This is a genomic window from Reichenbachiella ulvae, assembly GCF_025833875.1.
Lineage (GTDB): Bacteria > Bacteroidota > Bacteroidia > Cytophagales > Cyclobacteriaceae > Reichenbachiella > Reichenbachiella ulvae.
Genome location: NZ_JAOYOD010000001.1, coordinates 546,979 through 566,547, shown reverse-complemented (window position 1 = coordinate 566,547; position 19,569 = coordinate 546,979). Strand labels below are relative to the sequence as shown.

The 19,569-nt window shown below is 42.4% G+C and carries 18 protein-coding genes; 9 read left to right on the top strand and 9 right to left on the bottom strand.

What is annotated here, in order from left to right; genetic code table 11:
* Positions 1-3 precede the first annotated feature (3 nt).
* Genes crtID through N7U62_RS02005 form a run of 5 tightly spaced genes read left to right on the top strand, consistent with a single transcriptional unit; the run spans position 4 to position 4,027 of the window.
* Positions 4-1,509, top strand: coding sequence for a bifunctional phytoene desaturase/3,4-desaturase (gene crtID / locus N7U62_RS02025; protein WP_264136207.1), 1,506 nt, complete (start codon positions 4-6; stop codon positions 1,507-1,509).
* Entirely contained in the window at positions 1,490-2,326 is an 837-nt protein-coding gene (locus N7U62_RS02020; protein WP_264136206.1) for a phytoene/squalene synthase family protein, read from the top strand. The genes crtID and N7U62_RS02020 overlap by 20 nt, the downstream gene beginning before the upstream one ends.
* Before the next feature lie 8 nt (positions 2,327-2,334).
* The gene (idi, locus tag N7U62_RS02015) at positions 2,335-2,856 is read left to right on the top strand and encodes an isopentenyl-diphosphate Delta-isomerase (protein ID WP_264136205.1); all 522 of its coding nucleotides are present in this window, start codon (positions 2,335-2,337) and stop codon (positions 2,854-2,856) included.
* Complete coding sequence (locus tag N7U62_RS02010; protein ID WP_318840611.1) at positions 2,853-3,326, top strand: sterol desaturase family protein; 474 nt, start codon at positions 2,853-2,855, stop codon at positions 3,324-3,326. The genes idi and N7U62_RS02010 overlap by 4 nt, the downstream gene beginning before the upstream one ends.
* Positions 3,323-4,027: a lycopene cyclase domain-containing protein gene (locus tag N7U62_RS02005; RefSeq protein ID WP_264136204.1), complete on the top strand. Its 705-nt coding sequence runs from the start codon at positions 3,323-3,325 to the stop codon at positions 4,025-4,027. The genes N7U62_RS02010 and N7U62_RS02005 overlap by 4 nt, the downstream gene beginning before the upstream one ends.
* 11 nt (positions 4,028-4,038) lie before the next feature.
* Here the strand turns inward: N7U62_RS02005 and N7U62_RS02000 are convergent, their stop codons facing one another.
* The 5 genes from N7U62_RS02000 to pafA all read right to left on the bottom strand — a co-directional run bounded on the left by N7U62_RS02000 (position 4,039) and on the right by pafA (position 12,145).
* Positions 4,039-5,223 (bottom strand): efflux RND transporter periplasmic adaptor subunit, encoded by a 1,185-nt coding sequence (locus N7U62_RS02000; protein ID WP_264136203.1) that lies wholly within the window; start codon positions 5,221-5,223, stop codon positions 4,039-4,041.
* Between the two features lie 15 nt (positions 5,224-5,238).
* Positions 5,239-9,558, bottom strand: a complete 4,320-nt coding sequence (locus N7U62_RS01995) for a CusA/CzcA family heavy metal efflux RND transporter (RefSeq protein ID WP_264136202.1) — start codon at positions 9,556-9,558, stop codon at positions 5,239-5,241.
* A gap of 132 nt (positions 9,559-9,690) precedes the next feature.
* On the bottom strand, positions 9,691-9,957 hold the full coding sequence (locus tag N7U62_RS23195; protein ID WP_404818009.1) for a DUF6660 family protein: 267 nt from the start codon (positions 9,955-9,957) through the stop codon (positions 9,691-9,693).
* Between the two features lie 113 nt (positions 9,958-10,070).
* The gene (locus tag N7U62_RS01985) at positions 10,071-10,472 is read right to left on the bottom strand and encodes a Fur family transcriptional regulator (protein ID WP_264136200.1); all 402 of its coding nucleotides are present in this window, start codon (positions 10,470-10,472) and stop codon (positions 10,071-10,073) included.
* Positions 10,473-10,510: 38 nt separating this feature from the next.
* On the bottom strand, positions 10,511-12,145 hold the full coding sequence (gene pafA / locus N7U62_RS01980; protein WP_264136199.1) for an alkaline phosphatase PafA: 1,635 nt from the start codon (positions 12,143-12,145) through the stop codon (positions 10,511-10,513).
* A gap of 100 nt (positions 12,146-12,245) precedes the next feature.
* On the opposite strand from pafA, the gene N7U62_RS01975 reads away from it, so the two are divergent.
* The 4 genes from N7U62_RS01975 to N7U62_RS01960 all read left to right on the top strand — a co-directional run bounded on the left by N7U62_RS01975 (position 12,246) and on the right by N7U62_RS01960 (position 16,575).
* Positions 12,246-13,658, top strand: a complete 1,413-nt coding sequence (locus N7U62_RS01975; protein WP_264136198.1) for a CCA tRNA nucleotidyltransferase — start codon at positions 12,246-12,248, stop codon at positions 13,656-13,658.
* A 107-nt stretch (positions 13,659-13,765) separates the two neighbouring features.
* Entirely contained in the window at positions 13,766-14,491 is a 726-nt protein-coding gene (locus N7U62_RS01970; protein WP_264136197.1) for a tetratricopeptide repeat protein, read from the top strand.
* A gap of 133 nt (positions 14,492-14,624) precedes the next feature.
* Positions 14,625-15,203 carry a sigma-70 family RNA polymerase sigma factor gene (locus N7U62_RS01965; protein WP_264136196.1) on the top strand — a complete coding sequence of 193 codons (579 nt, stop codon included), beginning with the start codon at positions 14,625-14,627 and terminating at the stop codon, positions 15,201-15,203.
* Between the two features lie 64 nt (positions 15,204-15,267).
* Positions 15,268-16,575 carry an NAD(P)-binding domain-containing protein gene (locus N7U62_RS01960; RefSeq protein WP_264136195.1) on the top strand — a complete coding sequence of 436 codons (1,308 nt, stop codon included), beginning with the start codon at positions 15,268-15,270 and terminating at the stop codon, positions 16,573-16,575.
* Between the two features lie 71 nt (positions 16,576-16,646).
* On the opposite strand, the gene N7U62_RS01955 is transcribed toward N7U62_RS01960, so the two are convergent.
* The 4 genes from N7U62_RS01955 to N7U62_RS01940 form a co-directional block, all read right to left on the bottom strand.
* Positions 16,647-17,369 (bottom strand): SDR family NAD(P)-dependent oxidoreductase, encoded by a 723-nt coding sequence (locus N7U62_RS01955; RefSeq protein ID WP_264136194.1) that lies wholly within the window; start codon positions 17,367-17,369, stop codon positions 16,647-16,649.
* A gap of 27 nt (positions 17,370-17,396) precedes the next feature.
* The gene (locus N7U62_RS01950) at positions 17,397-17,765 is read right to left on the bottom strand and encodes a hypothetical protein (protein WP_264136193.1); all 369 of its coding nucleotides are present in this window, start codon (positions 17,763-17,765) and stop codon (positions 17,397-17,399) included.
* A gap of 126 nt (positions 17,766-17,891) precedes the next feature.
* On the bottom strand, positions 17,892-18,281 hold the full coding sequence (locus tag N7U62_RS01945) for a cupin domain-containing protein (protein WP_264136192.1): 390 nt from the start codon (positions 18,279-18,281) through the stop codon (positions 17,892-17,894).
* A 39-nt stretch (positions 18,282-18,320) separates the two neighbouring features.
* The gene (locus N7U62_RS01940; RefSeq protein WP_264136191.1) at positions 18,321-19,511 is read right to left on the bottom strand and encodes a glycoside hydrolase family 88/105 protein; all 1,191 of its coding nucleotides are present in this window, start codon (positions 19,509-19,511) and stop codon (positions 18,321-18,323) included.
* Positions 19,512-19,569 lie beyond the last annotated feature (58 nt).

Here is a 19,569-nt window from a genome sequence, read left to right as displayed (position 1 = left end):
TAGATGTCAACTATCTCAAAATTTAAAACAAGTGTTTTAGGTGCTGGTTTTGCGGGGCTAACCGCATCGGCTAGTCTGGCAAAACATGGGATGGAAGTCGATGTTTTTGAGAAGAATGATGGTCCAGGAGGTAGATGTCGCGTCATCAAAGAAGATGGATTTACCTTCGACATGGGACCAAGCTGGTATTGGATGCCTGATGTTTTCGAAAAATACTTCAATCGTTTTGATAAATCCACAAGCGATTATTTCGAATTAAAAAAACTGGATCCTGGTTTTAGAATTTATTTCGGTAGAAATGAATTTATGGATATTCCCAATACGCTCGATGAACAGAAAGAATTATTCGAATCTCTCGAAGAAGGCAGTGGAGCAAAACTTGAGAAATTTCTGAATGAGTCTAAGTTGAAGTATGAAGTAGGCATCAACGATCTCGTCTACAAGCCTTCCTACTCTCTATTTGAATTTTTCTCATTTGATATCATCTACAAGATGATAAAGATGAATGCTTTGCAGTCCATCCACGACTACATTCGCTCCTCATTTAAACATCCCCATATCATCGCACTATTGGAGTTTCCTGTATTGTTTTTGGGTGGGACGGCAAAAAACACCCCTTCCCTGTACAGCCTGATGAATTACAGCTGTCTCAGTCAGGGCACCTTCTATCCAATGGGTGGCTTCTACAAATTGTCTGAGGCCATGTATGAGTTAGCCAAAGAACAAGGTGTGAACTTTCATTTTAACGCACCAATTGAGCAGCTCAACATAGCTAACAAGAAAATCACTGAAGTGCATAATGGTAAAGTTCATGATACGGATGGAATCGTATCTTCTGTAGACTATCACTTCATGGAAAAGCAGCTTTTGGCCAATAAAGCCAATTATAGCGAAGACTACTGGAACAAACGAGTGATGTCCCCTTCTGCTCTGATCTTCTATTTGGGAGTGAAAGGAAAAGTCAAAAACCTGATTCATCACAACCTGTTCTTTGACGAGGATTTTGATGAACATGCCAAGCAGATCTATGACAATCCAGAATGGCCTGACAATCCCTTGTTCTACGTCTGTTGCCCTTCAAAAACTGATGACTCTGTTGCACCGGCTGAAGATGAGAACCTTTTCATTTTGATGCCTTTGGCTCCTGGGATTACAGACAATGAAACGACACGGGAAGCCTATTTTGATAAGATCATGACTAGGCTGGAAAAAATTATTGATGACAAGATTTCAGATCGATTGATCGTTAAAAAGTCATATTGTATCAAGGACTTTGAATCGGATTATAATTCCTTCAAAGGAAACGCTTATGGCCTGGCCAACACTTTGCGACAAACTGCGATGTTTAAGCCAAGCATGAAAAGTAAACATGTGAAAAACCTTTTTCACGCCGGCCAATTGACTGTACCTGGACCTGGAGTTCCTCCAGCCATTATTTCAGGACAGTTGGCTGCCTCTCAATTATTGTCTTACTTAACTCACGAACCCTATGAAAAGTATTTACGATGAGGTTTCATTCAAGTCTAGCAAACTAGTCACCAGACGATACAGCACTAGTTTTTCACTAGGCATTTACTTCCTTCACAGCAGCATTCATGATGCGATCTATTCTATCTATGGTTTTGTGAGACTGGCGGATGAGATTGTAGATTCTTTTCATGGCTTTGACAAAAACCAGATGATGAGCCAAATCCGGAAAGAAACAGTAGAGGCAATAGAAAACAAAATCAGCATTAATCCCATTCTGAATAGTTTTCAGGCTACAGTGAATCAGTACAACATCGAATGGGAACTGATCGATCTTTTCCTCAAAAGCATGGAAGCTGACCTGAGAAAGGAAAAACATGACATGGCATCTTTCGAAGAATATATCTTAGGCTCAGCAGAAGTAGTCGGGCTGATGTGTCTCAGGGTATTTACTAACAATGATCGAGACATGTATGACCACCTGAAGCCCTCTGCTATGAAATTAGGTTCTGCATTTCAGAAAGTTAACTTTTTAAGAGATCTAAAAGCTGACTATCAGGACCTAGGTCGTAGTTACTTTCCAGATGTTGACCTGAGCAATTTTAGAGAAGAGGAAAAACAGCAAATTCAAGAAAGCATTCTACAGGATTTCGACGATGCTCTAGTAGGTATCAAGCAATTGCCTTCTAACTCAAAACTGGGCGTTTACCTGGCCTATATTTATTACAAAAGACTTTTTGTTAAAATCACCAAACTACCTGCTAACAGAATCATGACAGAAAGAATCAGAATATCAAATGGTTACAAATTGGGCCTAATGATCAATTCTTTCTTTAAATATCAATTCAATATTATTTAGTTTTATTCATGGAAGAGGTAGTACTGGTAGATCATTTGGACAATGAAATTGGAGTGGAAGAAAAACTTCGCGCCCATGAAAATGGTAGCTTGCATCGTGCCTTTTCTGTTTTCATATTCAATAGCCAGGGAGATATGCTGATTCAACAGCGAGCAGCAGGCAAATACCACTCGGCCAATCTATGGTCCAATGCATGTTGTAGTCATCCCAGACCTAATGAAAACATCAACGATGCAGCTCACCGAAGACTCAAAGAAGAACTGGGCATGGAGGCTGAACTGAATTGGTTGATGAGTTTTCAGTACAAGATTGATTTTGAGAACGGACTGATCGAACACGAACTAGATCATGTTTTTGTCGGGATCAGCGATGACAAAGCCATCATTAACCCTGATGAGGTCTCGGCAATTAAGTATATTTCAACTGAATCTTTATTGAAGGATTTGGAAGAGAGCCCCCAGAACTACACCTTCTGGTTCAAAGAATTGATCAAAGATGTATTAGATAAATCAAAAGACAGAACTGTATGATGTGGATCAATATCACCGTAATGTTTCTTACAGCTGCTTTCATGGAAGGAGTAGCCTGGTTTACACACAAATATGTCATGCACGGCTTTCTTTGGATTCTCCACAAGGATCACCATGACAAGCATAGCAAAGGATGGTTTGAAGACAATGATCTCTTCTTCCTCATTTTTGCCATTCCAGGTATTGTTCTGACCTACCTGGGCTGGTATACCAAAGCGGAAAGTGTGACTTTTTGGATTGGTGCAGGAATCACCCTTTATGGATTCATGTACTTCTTCATACATGACATTTTCATCCATCAGAGATTCAAATGGCTATCTAAATCAGACAACCGATATTTCAAGGCTATCAGAAGAGCCCACAAAGTACATCATAAACACATAGGCAAAGAGGATGGGGAATGCTTTGGAATGCTCTATGTACCCAAAAAATACTTCGACCAATTCAAGAAAAGGGCAGCTGAAAAATGAAAGCCTACACCTATTTGGCCATAGACCTGGGCGCTTTGCTCATACCCTTTTTATTCAGCTTTCATCACAAACTCCGGTTTGACAAAGAGTGGAAATACTACCTACCTGCAATGGTTCTAGTAGCTATTCCATTTTTGATTTGGGACGAATACTTCACTCAAATTGGTATCTGGGGATTCAATCCAGATTACCTCAGTGGTATCTACCTGGGGCATTTGCCTTTGGAGGAAGTTATGTTCTTTATTTGTATCCCCTACGCCTGCGTATTTACTTATCACTGCTTCAAAATTGGAGGATTCAATTTCCTGAATGATAGAATAAGTCTTTGGATCAGTCTGGTTCTTTCTCTGGCACTGATAGCCATACTTAGCTTTTACTTCGGCAGATTTTATACTACTAGCACCTTTATATTGCTACCTCTAAGTATCCTATATCTGCAATTCATCAAAAAAGCTCCTTATCTAAAAAACCTTTATTTCGCCTACTTTTTCCTTCAGGTTCCTTTTTTCATCACCAACGGTCTACTCACAGGCTCATGGATAGATCAGCCTATCGTTTGGTACGATGATTCACAAAATATGGGTTTTCGTATTGCCACCATACCTTTTGAAGACACCTTCTATGGTATGTTACTCATCTTATGGAATATCGCCTTTTTTGAAGGATTCAAAGCCAAATTTAGTCCTGTGAAGGAAAACTGAGCATGACCACATTAGTGATCATGCCCCGCCTCAGATTTTTTCAGTTCTGCCAATAAATAATAAGCGTTGTTCCATGCTACTTTTTGATTGGACTCGATCTGCTGCACAAATTCGACTGCCGTCCACATTCCATCCTGTTCCTTGCGTACAACCTCTTTAGGGACAAACTCCCATTCCTCCTGCATTTCTTCTGCCGCAAAAACGTAATACCGATCCCCATCTCTTACTACTGCCTCATTAGGCAAAGACATTCTCATCTTCTCGCCTGTAATAATTCGTCCATTCACGTACATACCAGGGATCAACTGCCCTACCTTATTCTCAATCTCGGCATGAATATGAATGGCTTTTGGGTTTTGCTCGAAGGCCTTGCCTACTGCATATATGTTAGCCACCAATTCTATATCAGGAAGAGACTCAGTACTAAAGTGCACCTTCTGCCCTTTGCTCACTTTATGCACATCTCTTTCGAAAACCATTAGATCAGCATGGATATGCTCTACATTCACTAGCTCAAACATCTCAGTTTGAGGCTGGACGTACTGTCCCGTCTTCACCTCTACCAATCGAACATAGCCAGAGATCGGACTATAAACTGGAACCTTAGAATAGATCTTCCCAGACTGCACAGTATGTATGTTTAGCCCTAGCAGCTTCAATTGTGACTCCAACCCTTGTGTAGCTGCTTTGGTAGATAGAAAATCCGCTTTCGTTTTCTGAAACTCTTTCCCTGCACCCACTTTTTCTTCATACAGCTTTTCCTGTCTTTTGTAATCTTGCTCCAGATACTGCAATTGGTTCCAGGATTGGATGTAATCTGTCTGGAGTTGAATCAGATTAGGGTGACTTAGATAGGCCAGCACCTGCCCCTTCTTTACTTCATCTCCTTCGATCACTTTGATGGAGGCCACATTGGCCCCTATTATTGCGGTAACTGCCGCTTCGTTTTGTGGGGGCACTTCCAACTGCCCATTGGCCTCTACATAACTGGCCATATTTCGTTGAGTCACTGTATCTACTCTCATGCCAAGCGCGGCAAATTGCTGCATACTGAAGTGTACTTTACCTTCCTCCGATTCTTCATGATGAGCTCCTTCGTGACCCGAGTGTCCATGATCGTGCGATTGAGGTTGACAGGAAGGCAGCACCCCAGCCGATGAAATTAAAACAATGAGTAAGTATCTATAAATTTTCATGATGATATTCTGAGACTATTGATTGATAAAATATTCCAGTTTGAAACGGCTGTTGAGATATTGCTCAAAAGCATCCCAGGCATTGATTTCGATTTGCATGGCATCCTTCGTGTTTTGCAAAAAGGTTACATAATCGATCGTGCCCATCTGATAGGCCTTCAATGCTGCGGCACGTTGTTCCCCAGCCAAGTGCAAAGCCTCGGTTTCATAATATTGCCACGACGATTTCCATTTTTGATAGGAAGACAAGGCAGTCAAATAAGCCGATTTCATCTCCAGACGTGCTTGACTTATATTCTCTTGAGATTGATGATAATTGAGCTGAGCGGACTGAACCTTCCCCTGTTGATTCATAAAGAATAAGGGAATAGAAACACCCGCTTGATATTGATAAAACCCTCCCTGACCTTCAATCTCCTGAAAGCCATATTGCAAATTCAGTTTGGGTAAAAATCCAGCTTTGGCGGTATTCCATTGTTGAGCAGCCAAGGCACTCTGCTGATCGCGAAGCTGCAATACCGGATGCGCCGCAAGCGAATCCAAACTAGACTCGATCGGTTGATCCCATTCCTCAGGAACCAATGGAGATACTAAAAAAAGCGTATCACTAACCATCCATTGATTGAATTGCTGCAAGGCCATCTGATAGTCATATGCCTTTTGTTCCTTCTCGATGCGAATCTTCTTCGATTGATTGACTGCTGCCAAATAGGCTAAATAAGATGTTTCTTCCGTCTCGTACCTTAGTTTGGCAGCTCTTTCGAATTCCTGAAAAGCCGAATCAATCGTCTCGTACAATTGCATCTGCTTTTGTGCGGCAAACAACTTACCATAACTCGATTTCAGCTGATACGCCAACTCCAATCGTGACAAATCCAATGCAGCACCTGCCAATGCCACTCGCTCCTTCTGGAGTTTCATTTTAGAAGCCACACCAAAAACATCAATATTCTGCTGTTGAATGCCAATCGTGGTATAAACACCCTGACCATCATTGATTTCCTCTCCAGCTGTGAAAATATTGGTATTTCCCAACTGCCAGGCACTCTTCTTACCGGCTTCTTGCTTTTTGATCTCCAGTTGTGCCGCCTTGATCTTTGGATATTCTCTATTGGCCCTATCCAATGCATCTTCAAGAGTGATGGGTAGCTCCTGGGCTTTTAGTCCAGACACAGAAACAATCAGAATGGCCAGAACTGCCATCGCCTTTTTCGGAATAGAAAATTGAAATTTTGTCGTTTCGGACCACCTGTACAGTAAAGGCAATACAAAAAGTGTCAATAGCGTAGCAGTGATCATACCACCGATCACTACAGTAGCAAGTGGACGCTGAACTTCCGCCCCAGCAGAGGACGATATCGCCATCGGTAGAAATCCCAACACATCTGTCAATGCAGTGAGCAGGATGGGTCGAATTCTTCTTTTTGCTCCTAATCGGATTCGCTCATTGAGATTCTCAAGCCCCTCTTCTTTCAATTCATTCCAGCCATTGATCAGCACTAGACCATTGAGCACCGCTACCCCAAATAGTACAATGAAACCAACACCTGCGGAAATACTAAATGGCATATCTCTGAGCCAAAGAGTAAATACTCCGCCTACCGCTGCTAATGGAATAGCCATAAAAATCATAAAGGTCTGAGACAGGGACTTTAAGGCAAAAAAGATGATCACAAAGATGAGTCCCAGAGCTATTGGCACAACGATTTCTAGTCTCTTGCTCGCTCGCTCTAGATTTTCGAAAGCGCCACCATAGCGGATATAGTACCCTGGAGGCAGTTCAAAATCGGCCTCCAGGCGCTCCTTGATGTCCTCCACCACAGATTTCACATCTCTACCTCTAACATTGATACCCACATAGGTTCTGCGTTGAGTATTGTCACGACCGATCTGCATCGGCCCAGATTGATAACTGATACTGGCTACCTCCTTCAGCGGTACCTGAGCCCCGTTCGGCATAGGCACGTAGATTTTTCTAAGGTCATCTATGCTTTGACGATGTTGCCGGTCTAATCGAACAACCAGATCGAAGCGCTTTTCTCCTTCGAAAATCACACCCGCCTTTCCTCCAGCAAAAGCCGATTCGATCAATACATTCAACTCATCAATATGAAGCCCATACTGAGCCAGTTTGCGACGATCGTATTTCACTGTCATCTGAGGCAAGCCACTGGTGGCTTCCACCTTTAGGTCTGCCACTCCCTCAATGCCCGACACCAGCTTCCCAATTTCTTCCACTTTTACTGCCAGTATTTCTAAATCCTCTCCAAAGAGCTTGATAGCCACATCTTCTCTCACTCCGGTAATCAACTCATTGAAACGCATCTCTATGGGCTGAGTAAATTCGTAATTGATTCCTACCATCTGATCTACTTCAGCTTTGATCAATTCGATCAGCTCGGCTTTTGTCTCTGCGGATGTCCAGGTATCGGTAGGTTTCAAAATCACAAAGCAATCCGCAACATCCATGGGCATGGGATCAGTCGGCACATCCGCTACTCCATATCTGGAGATGACATGGTCTATCTCAGGAAATTTACTCAACAGCTTTTTCTCTACTTCTGTGGAAATTTTCTTTCCTTCAGTCAGAGAACTACCTGGCCTTAGTATGATATGAAAGGCAATGTCTCCTTCGTCCAATTTAGGAATAAACTCCCCTCCCATTCGGGTAAATGTGAAAATGGCCAAAGCAAATAACAGTAACGCTCCACCTAAAATCCATCCAGTCAATCCCAATGCTTTTTGAAGCAAATAATCATAAACCGACTCCAAACGACCAACCAGTCGATCTCCCCACGAGGTTTTTTTAGCATCTCCCACTCTCAGAAACCAGGCAGACATCATCGGCACATAAGTCAGGCACAAAATCATCACTCCTATCATCGCAAACATAAATGTCAACGCCATCGGCTTAAACATTTTGCCTTCGACTCCTTCTAAGGCCAGAAGAGGGATAAAAACAATCAGAATAATCAATTGACCAAAGAAAGCCGCATTCATCATTTTCGAAGAAGATTCATAAGCCATCTTAGCTCTCAATTCGCCCGTGATCTTTTGTTTTTTCAGCACCTTTTCGCTTAGAAAGAAAACGGTTCCTTCCACAATGATCACTGCGCCATCCACAATGATTCCAAAGTCTATCGCTCCCAGGCTCATCAGGTTGGCCCAGACATCAAAGGCATGCATCATGATAAATGCAAACAGCAGTGAAAGAGGAATCGTAGTGGCGACAATCAAACCTCCACGCCAATTACCCAACAAGAACACCAAAACAAAGATGACGATCAAGGCTCCAAGAATCAGGTTTTCACTGACAGTTGAGGTCGTATTGGCGATCAGCTTACTCCGATCCAAAAAGGGCACGATTTGAACTCCTTTTGGTAGCGACTTTTGAATTTCCTCCACGCGGTCTTTTACAGCGGAGATTACTTTGTCAGAATTTGATCCCTTTAGCATGAGTATCATCCCTCCGACGGCTTCTCCTTCGCCATCCTTAGTTACCACTCCATAACGCACCGCCTCCCCAAAGCGCACTTGAGCCACATCCTTGACCGTAATCGGAACACCTCCTTTTCGGGTCACCAGAATATTTTCGATATCCTTAAGTTCTCGAGCCAGCCCTTCTCCTCTGATAAAATTGGCATAATGATCCTTTTCGATATAGGCTCCTCCCGTGTTTTGATTGTTTCTCTCTAACGCCTCGAAAATATCCATAATAGTGAGCCCCATCGCATTCAACTCATCTGGATTGACTGCCACCTCGTATTGTTTGATACTCCCGCCAAAACTATTGACCTCTACGACTCCAGGCACCATAGCCATTTGTCGACGAACGATCCAATCCTGAATGGTGCGAAGCTCTGTTGGGCTGTATTCACTTTTGAACTTGGGGTCCACTTCCAGCACATATTGATAGATTTCGCCAAGACCTGTAGAAATTGGGCCCATTTCAGGCTCCCCAAATCCTGCCGGAATTTCCTCCTTTACCTTTGAGAGTTTTTCGGCTACCAATTGCCGAGGTAGGTAGGTACCCATTTCGTCATCGAAGACGATAGTCACCAGTGAAAGGCCAAAACGAGAAACGGAGCGAATCTCCTGTACTCCCGGCAAATTGGCCATCGCTAATTCCACTGGATAGGTCACAAACTGTTCGATATCCTCAGTACCTAAATTGGGAGCCTGAGTCATCACTTGCACCTGATTATTTGTGATATCTGGCACAGCATCTACAGGCACCTGGGTCATACTATACAGCCCTCCCGCAATCAGGGCAATAGTCAGTAGCCCTACGATCATTTTGTTTTTGATCGAAAATGCTATTATCTGATTGATCATAGTTATTTGATATTTTTTTGGACGTAATTCGCACGCAACCACGCCATTTGAGTCAATGGTTATTGATTCGTTATAAAGCATTTTTCCCATCAGTATTTGCTACTGATACACTAGAAATGCAAAAGAAAGGATTTAAGAATATTGGGGTGGATGCCATATGGCATTCACTCGAAGATCAGATAAGAGAGTACGGTAGTTGGATTGCAATTCAACTATTGGTTCTAACCCAATACCAGTGGAATAATGTATGGAATGAAAAACGGTATGGCTGTGACAACAATGACATATGCAGAACGGAGAGCAGTCATCTGACTCCCCATGGCTATGTCCTTCATCAGCTGCATGTTCTGTAATGGCAACCTCCTGTTCAGACGCTACCTGATCACTGCAAGTTGTCATAGACAGACTCAGAATAAATAAAGCGTATATGCCCACCAGAATTTTCACATGGCTAAGGTAATACAAATCGGATGCAACCTAATTGCAATCTTGAATTTTGAGGCTTTGAGATTCTAGGAGCAGTTGGCACAAAGTCCCTTATATACCATGCTGGCTCCTGATGCTTTGAAACCCACAGGAATATTCACAGAAGGGATTTTGGACTGGGTAAAGCAATAAGTCTCTCCACAAGCGCTACAATGAAAATGAACGTGCTGATCTACAGGCTGACATTCACAGCCCTCCTCACATATAGCATATTTGACGGCACCTGTACCATCATCGATACCGTGTATCAATTTCTTTTCTTCAAAGGTCTTGAGTGTCCTGAAAAGTGTCGCACGATCTGCACGATCAAAACGGGCTTCCAGATCTTTCAGACTCATGGCCGTCCCAGATTCTATCAATTGTCGCAAAACCAACAAGCGCATACTTGTTGGTTTTATATTCCTATTTTCCAGCTTTTCTTCCAGCATATTCAAACATACGCAATGAAAAGATCTGAAGATATAGGCTACTCAAAAATTTCGTAGAGTGGCTGCCCTGTAGCCCCACTAGGGATGCCGATATTCAGGAGCATCGAAATGGTCGGTGCAATATCAGTGATCGAATGGTAGCGGTAGGATTTCCCTGGCTTGATCCCCCAGCCATAAAAAAGCATCGGCACATGGGTGTCGTATGTATAGTGCGTTCCGTGTGTGGTTCCTTTGTTTTCTTTGCCATAGGTGCTTAACCATCCCGATTGAATAGTGAAAAGGATATCTCCAGAACGCAATTGATTAAAACCTGCTGAAAGCATAGCCAAATCATAATCACCCCCCCAGTAATTACCAATCTCATCTGCATCATAAACAGCCTTGATCCCTGGTGTTTGCTTCAAAATGGGCATTACATCAGCCTTGATTTCCTTTAAGACCAATCCGCGCTCCTTGATCAAATCATGGTTTAGAAAAATTTGATCATTACTAACACTTTCCACTAGACCTTCTACTTTCCACTTTGTTTTCAAGGTTTCATTCAAATGCATTTCTAGCTTCTTCTTGTTCCAATAGTCGGCAGGCATATCCTGCTGCTTCATCCAAACAGGAATAGCAGCCACCGCATGATCAGCCGATAAAAACACCGACCACTGACCCTTGCCTACTTTTTCATCCAGAGTGTTGAAGAATGACTCCAACTCTCTGTCCAAACGGACATACATGTCCTGAACCTCCTTAGAATAAGGACCAAAATCATGACCTGCATAATCTGTTGAAGAAAAACTCACCGCTAGAAAATCAGTGATTTCATCCTGCCCCAGATTTTCTCCATCAATACTCGCCTTGGCAAAATCTGCCAGTATGGTGTTTCCCCATGGAGTTGTTTTAATCAGGTCGTAAGGTTTATCAGAGGAAGTAAGGTCGTAAGGAAAAACAGACGGCTGTCCTTTTATTAAGTCTCTTTCCATCTCTCTATCATCCTCAGCTGATTCCACATATTCCTCTATCGGGTACAGCGTTTCCCACTTACCTGACATGTATTTTTCAACTAGTTTCTGCTTATTGAATTGCTTGACCCATTTAGGCAAATCTTCTTTGTAATAATCACTGGTCATGAACTCCCCTGTTTCATCATCGTACCAATAGGCAGCATCCGGGTGATGGCCTGCTGGCAAAACGGCTCCACGATCCTTGATAGACATCCCTATGATTTTGGATCTGTCTTGATAAAATAAGGTCAACTCGTCCGTAATGGTTGTTGATAGTAAATTGACAGGAGAAATCTTCCCGTTCTCCGCTGATCCCCCTATACTGTTCGCACTTTGATCCTCTACGCAGTATAAGAATTCCTTGGATTTCTTGTTGTACCAATCATTGGCAATGATGCCATGTACACGAGGAGTGGTACCAGTGTATACCGAAGCGTGTCCAGGCCCGGTTTTGGTCGGCACATAGTTGAAGTGCGCATTTTTGAATTCATAACCTTGATTCATCAGGCGCTTAAAGCCCCCCTCTCCATAGTAATCATAGAACCTATAGAGGTACTCAGCACGCATCTGATCGACGATAATGCCGACCATCAACTTGGGCTTTTCAATTTGATTTTTTTGACTAAAAGCTGTTGTACTGCACAGCAGAGACAGGAATAGAATCAATCTACTTTTTATCATTTTTACTCATTTTTGAGGGCTTGAAGTTAAATCAAAGATTGGGCAGGTATGTTACCTGCGAATTAAATTTTTAAAATTAATTTTGACAAAATTTTACGGCTTGGATTTAACAGAATATTTAGTTCCCAAAAACATATTTGATCACGTTTCTTCGGCAGCCAATGAGCTGGGAGTGGAAACTTATGTGATTGGAGGCTTTGTGCGCGACATTTTACTCAAACGACCTTCCAAAGACATTGATTTCGTATGCGTGGGCAGCGGAATCGAGCTAGCCAAAAGCAGTGCCAAAAAACTGCAAACCAAAAAAGTGGCTACCTACAAAAATTTTGGTACCGCCATGGTCAAATACGAAGACCATGAACTTGAATTCGTAGGCGCCAGAAAAGAATCCTACCGAAAAGAATCCAGAAAGCCCTCAGTTGAAAATGGTACCCTGGAGGATGATCAAAACCGTAGAGATTTCACAATCAACGCTTTGGCGATTCACCTCAACGAGGAAAACTTTGGTCAACTGGTAGACCCTTTTGATGGAGTGAAGGATTTGAAAAAGAAGATGATCCGGACTCCTCTGGAACCTTCGATCACTTTCTCAGACGACCCCTTGCGAATGATGCGTGCGATTCGATTTGCAGCACAGCTCAAGTTCGATATCGAGCCAGACACCTTTGATGCCATCATCAATCAGGCCGACCGTATCAAAATCGTTTCCAAAGAGCGGATCATAGTAGAACTAAACAAAATCATCCTCTCGGAGAAACCTAGTTATGGTTTCAACCTCCTGTTTCAATCCGGTCTTTTGCAACATATCTTTCCGGAGATGGTGGCCTTGCATGGCGTAGAAACGCGAAACGGCAAATCTCACAAGGACAACTTCTTCCACACCCTGCAGGTGCTGGACAACATCTCAGAAAACACCGATGATCTATACCTAAGGTGGGCTGCCATTCTACACGACATAGCCAAGCCTCCGACTAAACGTTTTCACCCTAAGGCTGGATGGACCTTCCATGGCCATGAGGACAGAGGGGCACGGATGACTCCTGGTATTTTCAAAAAATTGAAACTACCACTCAATGACCGCATGAAATATGTCCAAAAACTGGTTAAGCTACACCTCCGCCCCATAGCTTTGGTCAAAAAGGAGATCACCGATTCTGCTATTCGCAGATTACTCTTCGAGGCGGGAGATGACATAGAAGATCTAATGACCCTCTGCAAAGCAGACATCACGACCAAAAACCCAAATAAAGTCAAGCGCTATCTACAGAATTTTATTTTGGTGGAGCAAAAGCTCAAGGACATAGAGGAAAAAGACCAACTGAGAAACTTCCAACCTCCGGTGAGTGGAGAAGAAATCATGGAGACTTTTAGTTTGGACCCTTCACGAGTAGTCGGTGAAATCAAAAACGAAATCAAAGAGGCCATACTAGAAGGCATCATTCCTAATGAGAAACAGGCAGCTCTAAAACTGATGTACAAAATCGCCAAAGATAAAGGAGTGAAATCCGCTTAGCTTATCACTTATCCTCCCTCAGCACAAGGATTTAACCTTTTTTCACATTTTCTCTAAAAGGGAACTTAAAGATTCCTGCTATATTGCCGCCTCTGATAATAAAGACAATGATGAAAAAAATAATAGCAATCGCAGCATTTGTATTCAGTTCAGCACTTGGTTTTGCTCAGGAGCAAAGCACTCCACAGCCAGACTCTATGTCTTATGGTCAAATGCAACTCAATAAATACTACAGCATCTATCAACTCGCCAATCAGTTCAACGACCCAGCCGTTTCGCGCATGGCACTTTACGAGATGCTGATGTATACAGGCAACCAACCTGCGATTTTGGATTCTTTGGCTATAGCCTACTATTCCATGAACCAATTTCCTTCTGCCGCTTTGGTAGCACAGGAAAATCTAAAAATCAACCCTGATAACCAAACAGCACTAGAAATAGCTGCCGTTTCATTCCAAAACTTAGGTGTATATGCAAAGGCATTGGATAACTACGAAACACTATTTCTTAAAAACAATAATACCAATACCCTGTATCAAATGGCCTTTCTACAGTTCCAACTAAAAAGATTGAAGGAAGCCAAGACTTCAGTAGAGTTGCTACTTCAAAGAAAGGATGTTGACGAAATCCAACTACAATTCAACAAAGCTGATAAAACTGCTCAGCAAGTACCCATGCGTGCGGCGGTGCTCAATCTTCAAGGTTTGATAGCCAAGCAAAACGGGGATAAGCAAAAAGCACAAGAACTTTTCATGGAAGCGCTCAACGTCTCACCGGGGTTTGAGTTAGTTCAAATGAACCTTAGAGATCTTAAAAAAGAAGCCAGCGAATAAGCTGGCTATTTTTATACCCTAAGATTTGGCATCAAACAAGCGGTAATCAATTGTATCCTCATTATACAATTGAGCCAACCCTGAAGAGCCCAAATATTGACCTCAAAGCACTAACTTTGCAGCTATCTGAGTCATGAAGAAAATTGAAAAATATACGGAAGTCGCATCCATTTGGGAAGCCTACAAAAGTGCGATCAAAAGTTATATTTTGAAAAAGGTAAAGAATGAGGACAGTGCCAATGACCTGTCTCATGAGGTATTGATGAAAATCTACAACTCCTGTTGTTCAGGAACAGAAATCAAAAACATACGATCATGGATGTTTCAGATCGCCCACAATACGGTGATAGATCACTGGAAAGCTGAGAACAGATATGTGGATGAATTAAAAGATAGCATGGAGACCGAGGAAACCAATGCCTATTTGGAAATAGAAACCTTGATCAAACCTCTGTTAGAATTACTGCCAGAAAAATATGCTACTCCTCTCCTGCTCTCGGACATAGAAGGAATCAAACAAACTGAGGTAGCTCAACGAATAAACCTAAGCCTAACTGCCACCAAAAGCAGAATACAAAGAGCCCGAGTATTGTTAAAAGAAAAGATCATCGACTGTAGTCAAATGGAAACAGACAGTGATGGCCGGCCTATTTCGATCGAAATCAAATCGAGTTGCACTCCCCTTCAGGAAGCAAAAAAGAAAAATATTTAAAAAATTTCGCGTCTTTTTGACTCCCCCTCAGTCTTGGTTGTGATTTAATTTAAAAGACATCCAAATGAACAATCAAGAACTACCCATTGCCATCATAGGAGGGGGTCCCATAGGACTGGCAGCTGCAGCCCAGTTGGCACTAAGAGAAAAACCTTTTGTACTATTTGAAAGCGGCGAACAGATCGCCTCTAATGTAAATGAATGGGGACACGTCAGGCTCTTCTCACCCTGGGAGTACAATCTCGACCAATCTGCAGAAACCTTGCTCAAGTTGGCAGGCAATAAAATTCCAGACAAGACCTACATTCCTTTTGGTCACGAACTGATCTCCGATTATCTCCTTCCCCTTTACAAGCTCAAAGGCATCCAGGAAAACATACATCTCAATACTACTGTAAGATCAGTAGGGAGAAAAGGAATTGACAAAATGAAGGACAAAGGTCGAGAAGAATCACCCTTTTTGATTCAAGTAGAAGAAAACGGCTGCTTCAACAGCTATGAAGCCAAGGCTGTAATAGATGCATCTGGAACCTGGCAAAATCCAAACCCGCTGGGTTCAGGAGGAGTATTTGCCCTAGGGGAAATAGAAAATCGGATACAAATCGAATATGGCATGCCTGATATTCTTGAAAAAGACTCACTCAAATATGCTGACAAAAGCACATTGGTTGTAGGTGGGGGGCACTCTGCCATCGGAAGTATTTTAGCGCTTAACGAATTAAAGGTCGACCATCCAAAAACCAGGATTCATTGGCTGCTGAGGAAAGAAAATCTTGCTAGCATTTACGGTGGAAAGGAAGCAGACCAATTCAAAGCAAGAGGCGCCCTGGGTATCCAAATTGAAGAATTGGTAAACTCAGGTGCGATTGAAATTCACACGCCAGTGCACATTCATCAAATTGAAAAAACCTCTGATCAATTGACAATTAAAGGCCAAAAAGAGGGAGAATATTTTGAGCTGAATGGTATAGATCAAATCATTGGCAATACTGGTTCTCGTCCAGATTTTGACTTTCTCAGGGAAATTAGACTTGAGATTGATCCAGCTTTGGAGAGTGTCCCGAAATTGGGTCCGCTGATCGATCCTAATATCCACAGTTGTGGCACAGTCAGGCCACATGGAGAGGCAGAGTTAAGGCAACCTGAAAAGGACTTTTATGTGGTGGGGATGAAAAGCTATGGCCGGGCGCCTACCTTCCTGATGACCACTGGTTACGAGCAAGTGCGCTCCATCATTGCTCATTTACATGGTGAGTTTGAAAGTGCTCAAAGAGTAGAATTAAAATTGCCGGAAACGGGCGTATGTAGTTCTCGCAATCTTCCTGTTGTAAAAAAGGGAAAATGCAAATCAAATACATGCGCAACTGTTTAGATTATAAAAACCAATTAAAAACATGTCCCATAGAGTCTTCTGTGGGGCGTTTCTATCAAAACATCTCAAAATCAAGGTAGCTTAGCTACCAAAAACTCCGGGAGTACACGTAAGATGTGATAGATCAATTTCCACTTAAATCCTGGAACGATGATAAAGGAATTCCCCACATTGACCACAGAGGATGCGATAAAAGAAGGCTCTAGCATTAATGACTCCTCGAGATCAAGACCATCCGTCATTTTACTACGGATATAGCCCGCTACGATCACGTTGACTTTGACTCCCCTGTCAGCCAAATGCTGTCTCATTCCTGCCAGATATTGCGTAAAAGCAGACTTGGTGCTTCCATAGATAAAGTTGCTTTTCCTCCCTCTCACTCCTGACAAAGAAGAGAGGCCAACGATTCGTTCAAGCCCTTTATTTTCCTTATCCGACACGATGATATTGATGATTGATACAGCTCCAGCATAGTGCACATTCATCATCTGATAAGTTCCTTCCCAGTCTTGTAGTGCCTGCAAATTATCCACCAAATACCCCGCAGCATAAACTACGACATTGGGTTTTCGAGACAATCCATCATAAAAGGTTTGATGGCTCTGGAAATCCACTGCATCGAAAGATAGCACCTCTATATTATCCAGGTTCACGGAATGATCACTGAGAAATTGTGAGATTTGCTCTGTACTACGTGAAGCCGCAATCACGTGAAAGCCTTTGTCCAAATACTGCAATATGGCCTGCTTGGCCACATCAGAATTGGCTCCAAGAATTAATACCGTTTTGTTCATGTTGGTTGACCCCAATTATATTCTGCACTAGCTGCATTGGCTTACCAAATAATCCAATGCCTCCTCTTCTGTATCAAAGGGCTTAAGCCCCTCTCCTTTGGCAAACATACGATTGAAAACTTTAAGCAACACCAATTTTCCGCCCGTCACTCCTACGATCGCCCCCGCTATACTCAAATGTTGTGTTTTTCGACCGAGTTCCTGCGCGCGACTCAAATACCCCTTAGTAGCATAAGCATCATAGATGTTGGTCAGTGTCATAAAAGGCTTTTGTTCCTCTAATATCGTCTCTTCGGCAGCACATAGATATTCGATCATCTGCTCCTCACTTGCCCCTCTATAGTCGAGATAAATGATCTCCTTTCCCTTGTAGTTGATTTTACTAAACCCTGACATATTGTTGGTTATTCATTCTCTCGTAAAATAGAAATTTGATCAACTATATCAAACAGACACTTGTATCAAAAATCAATATTTTGAATAGTTATGCGAATCATTATTGGGAGTCAAAAACTCCGATTTTCATTCTTGCATCTGGTACTTTTTCAGCACCAGATATTTTAGTTCCTGCTGACCGACATTCTTCAAACCATGCATGGACATAGAGGGACAATACAAACTGGTATTGGGACCGGCGATGCGAGTTTCGCCATTGAGGTAGAACTCTGCTTTTCCTTCCAGAATATAAAAGAACTCATCCTCCACATGCTGATGAGGAGCATGAGTGGATTTCCCTGGCCCTACCACGCTCATTTTGATCGTACGACCATCCAAATCTTCCTTGCCAATAAACCAATACTGATAACCACTTTTAGTCGTTTTGGTGCTATCCATATTCAGTTCATTGACGCATTCGTCTATGCTACTTTCAGGAGTTAAATTTTGAGCCTGGCTACCAAATGCTAAAATCATCAAAACTAATATCAATAATTGCCTCATCATGTTTGTAGTTTAGTATTCCATTTCACTTGCTGCCATCAGCACAGCACAGTAGCCATGCGGATGTTGCTTTTTTTCATCAGAAGGACAAACCGTTGGTCTTACCTTTAGGTATTCCTCCTGATTATCTTTGATTCCCATACCTGGATTGAAGGATGTTACTTGCAAGTAGCCATCTTTATAGCTTACCAGATAATTTTGTAAAGCTCCCCAGGCCCTGTCTGCCACTTGCTGATAGCTTGGGTCTAACCATCCCTTGTCGACACCTTTTTGCAGCCCATATATGATCATTCCAGACCCACTGGTCTCCGGGTAATTCCCCTTGGCCTCTGGCCGATTGACCATCTGACACCAAAGTCCATCTGACATTTGATTGTCTTTCACTCCAACTGCTAACTGTTGATAAAGATACAGTAGATCAGCATAATCCTGATGTGTTTCTGGCAATTCAGCAAGCATATCTACTAATGCCATGATATACCAGCCAACACATCTACTCCATACCTCACTGGATGTACCCGTAATCGGGTTGGCCCAGGACTTCTCATGTGAAGAGTCCCAGCCATGATAGGGTAAATGGCTTTCCAAGTTCCAGGTATGAGACGAAACTAGCAACGTTTGAAAAGTAGCGGTATTGATGGCTATCGAATCATTGAACATCATTCCATATTTGACCAAAAATGGATTGGCCATATAAACACCATCCACAGTCATTACCTGATTGTAATGGTCATTGTTTTTGTGCCAAAACCCACCTTCTGGGGTTTGCTGAAACACACTTGGACTTCCCTCCTCACCCAATGGAAAATCCCTCATATTCTTAGCGGCTACTTTATACTTTTCCTCACCTGTCTCCTGATACAAAAACAAACAAAGCACCGCAGGATGAATCCCATCTAACTCGGTATGCATCTCTACCAGCGTTCCATCCGGTTTTACAAATTCATCGACGAAACGTTGAATGTAATCCAAGTATTCAACCTTGTGGTTCTGCGCATACAACTTCTCCATTGCATGTAGAACGATACTATTAGAATGATCCCAACCTTTGTTGGTCATCGTATTGATATGGGGCTGGTAGCGATATAAGATAGCTTCTGCTAGTTGCTCGCCCTTCAACTCCTGGGCATTAACATCTGCACTGCAGATTGAAATGAAAACAATAAATATTGCTCCACTTATTTGATTTAGGTAGTTGGTCATATGTCGATCATAAAAAACCCTCCGTTGGACACGGAGGGTAAACTCTAAAAACTATTAT